Raw genomic sequence first — 2,411 nt, forward strand, 5'->3', positions numbered from 1 at the left:
CCCCCGAAGGATAGCTCAAATTCTTCTGGTGCTGTGTCTTGTTGTTTTTGTTTGCGATACATTTTGATGCACCTTGATGCAAGGGTTTTTACCTATTTTACCCCTTTTCCTTGCACTTTGTTCCTCTTTTTTGCCCCTAAACTCTTCCTTTATCTAGGTTTTGCGTTTATTCAGCAAACCCTATTTACCTTTTGTGATGCAAACACCGACAATTTTGGAAGAAGAGAAAGAAGAATATCAAGAATCTTATATTAGGGAATAGGGAATAGGGAATAGTAACAAGGCAAAAGGCAAAAGGCAAGAGTTAATATTATACCCAGTCACCAGTCACCAGTCACCAGTCCCCAGTCCCCTATTTTACAAATTTAGGCATAATTTCCGCTGCGGTAAATAAGCCGTTAATGCCTCTTTGATGTAATTCTTGACCAGCTTTTAAATAACCAAAGGCAGGACCACAAACGTTGGCGGCCATGCTGGTTTCATCACCTAATGTAAATGTATGAGTTGATATTTTCCCTTCAAAGGTGCGTCCAGTAATTTTCACATTGGTACTTAAAGGCTTTTTGGGGTTGCGAGTATCAACTACACCACCAACGGTTACTCTATCCCGTGAACAAATTCCAGCTATTTCTAACATTACATCATCGGCGTGTTCCATGTTTTCTAATGTCAACACACCGTTAGTTTTATCAAGTAATGCTTCTACTTCTGCATCGGTCATTGCTCTAGCGGTTTCTACAGTATAACCGGGTATATGTCCGATATCTTCCCGAACTGTAGCACGATAAGCTTCCCAGTTAGCAATACCTACACCAAAGGTAATAACTACGCTGTGAATTTCGGCGTAACTTTGGGCTGCTAAAGCGGCAGCGGCGGTTAATAGTCCAGGAGTTGCACCACAACCGGTCATGTAGGTAATACCTGCTGCTTGCAGTTCATCTTTCATCGCTAAAAGTTGTTCTACGGCGCTGGTGCGTTTGATGGCATCAACTAATACACCTTGCCAACCCGCTTCGATAAATTGTTTAGTGACGTTGGGGATAAAGTCGTTAGGTAGGTTGGGTAAAGCCAGGAAATAACCATCTACAGCGTCACCGGTGGCTTGAATTAGGTCTTGAATGCTGTTGTTGCTTAATGTTCCAAAGGGTTCTAAATAACCGACTGTTCCCTGTTTTTGGTAGGTGGAAATGCAAGCATTGGTGTTTAAGCCTTCTGTAGAGTATGCGTAGCCTTTTTGATCTGCGGCTGCAACTAAGATCATTTCCCGTTTGCTGGAGAGGAGTTTTGCTGCTGCTTGGCCGAGTCCACCAAAACCAAGGACTCCGACGCGGATGGGTTGTTTGTTCATTGTGTTTTTTCTCTGTATGGTTAAAGGTTAATTATGCTTTATTTTTCTGGGTTATCAAGTAGAAAAAAGCTATAATTATGGGAAAGTTATTTAAGGTAGCTTAAAAATCGTGAGTCAAGTATTAACTCTGGAACTAAACGATGATGTTTATATGGCTTTCCAACAACAAGCTACAGCGGTGGGAGTTTCAGTAGCAGAATTAGTTGCAGCTTCCCTCAATCGTAAGTATAGTTTGTCAGTTAGTCCTCAATCTGATACTGAGGAAGCACGTCAGCGTTTACTTGGTTTTGCTGGTGTTATAACTATATCGGAGCATTAATTTATGACTATTGAACAATTAGAGGCTCAAGTTTTAGCTTTACCAAAGGATACTCTAGCATTATTAGTAGCTCGTTTGATTGAACATTTAGGACAAGTAGAAAAAATTGATCAGCAAATTGCTAATGAATGGATACAAGAGGCAGAATTAAGGGATGAGGATATGAGTAATGGTAAAATTGCTGGTATTTCCTCTCAAGAAGTGTTTAGTAAATTGCGTATTTATTTAGAATGATAACTGTTATATTTCATCCCTGGGCAGAACAAGAATTAACTGATGCTATCAATTATTATGAGCAGCAAAAAACGGGTCTTGGTTTAGAATATTTAGAAGCGGTAGAGCAGGTTGTAAATTGTTTGATGTATTATCCAGAAATAGGTGCAAAGGTTCGCGGTTCTATTCGGCGTTTAGTGATACCAAAATTTCCCTATTCTCTTTTATATCGTGTTCTAGAAGAAGAAATTCGCATTTTAGCTGTAGCACATCATAAGCGCAAGCCATTTTATTGGAGTAAACGAAAGTAGGTTTTAAGATAAATAAAATCTCTGGTTTTTATATGGATTCCTTAACTATTCAATATCGTCAGATTATAAACTTTTAAAACAAAGTTTGTGAATATAAGCTGTTGTGCAACTAAATCGAATAAACAGCATTACCTTTATTTTTAACTTTGCGCTCCCATTTAATAATAAGACCTCCTTCGTTTAGCAATTTATTTAATAATTCTTCTAACTGTTCTACTGA

The 2,411-nt window shown here is 38.7% G+C and carries 4 protein-coding genes; 3 read left to right on the forward strand and 1 reads right to left on the reverse strand.

Translation table 11 applies throughout. The annotated features are described in order from the left end of the window. Positions 1-352: 352 nt before the first annotated feature. The gene (bioU, locus tag FFR48_RS27295) at positions 353-1,348 is read right to left on the reverse strand and encodes a (S)-8-amino-7-oxononanoate synthase BioU (protein WP_096566501.1); all 996 of its coding nucleotides are present in this window, start codon (positions 1,346-1,348) and stop codon (positions 353-355) included. Between the two features lie 109 nt (positions 1,349-1,457). On the opposite strand from bioU, the gene FFR48_RS27300 reads away from it, so the two are divergent. Genes FFR48_RS27300 through FFR48_RS27310 form a run of 3 tightly spaced genes read left to right on the forward strand, consistent with a single transcriptional unit; the run spans position 1,458 to position 2,191 of the window. Then, complete coding sequence (locus FFR48_RS27300) at positions 1,458-1,667, forward strand: hypothetical protein (protein ID WP_137669517.1); 210 nt, start codon at positions 1,458-1,460, stop codon at positions 1,665-1,667. A gap of 3 nt (positions 1,668-1,670) precedes the next feature. Next, the gene (locus FFR48_RS27305) at positions 1,671-1,901 is read left to right on the forward strand and encodes an addiction module protein (RefSeq protein WP_096566505.1); all 231 of its coding nucleotides are present in this window, start codon (positions 1,671-1,673) and stop codon (positions 1,899-1,901) included. Beyond that, entirely contained in the window at positions 1,898-2,191 is a 294-nt protein-coding gene (locus FFR48_RS27310; protein WP_137669518.1) for a type II toxin-antitoxin system RelE/ParE family toxin, read from the forward strand. Before FFR48_RS27305 ends, FFR48_RS27310 begins: the two co-directional genes overlap by 4 nt. The last annotated feature ends 220 nt before the right edge of the window (positions 2,192-2,411 follow it).

Source organism: Sphaerospermopsis reniformis, from assembly GCF_005402885.1.
GTDB classification, from domain to species: Bacteria; Cyanobacteriota; Cyanobacteriia; order Cyanobacteriales; family Nostocaceae; genus Sphaerospermopsis; species Sphaerospermopsis kisseleviana.

Coding starts and splice junctions, on each gene's coding strand:
- bioU (WP_096566501.1), bottom strand. CDS start 1,348: ATGAACAAACAACCCATCCGCGTCGGAGTCCTTGGTTTTGGTGGACTC.
- FFR48_RS27305 (WP_096566505.1), top strand. CDS start 1,671: ATGACTATTGAACAATTAGAGGCTCAAGTTTTAGCTTTACCAAAGGAT.
- FFR48_RS27310 (WP_137669518.1), top strand. CDS start 1,898: ATGATAACTGTTATATTTCATCCCTGGGCAGAACAAGAATTAACTGAT.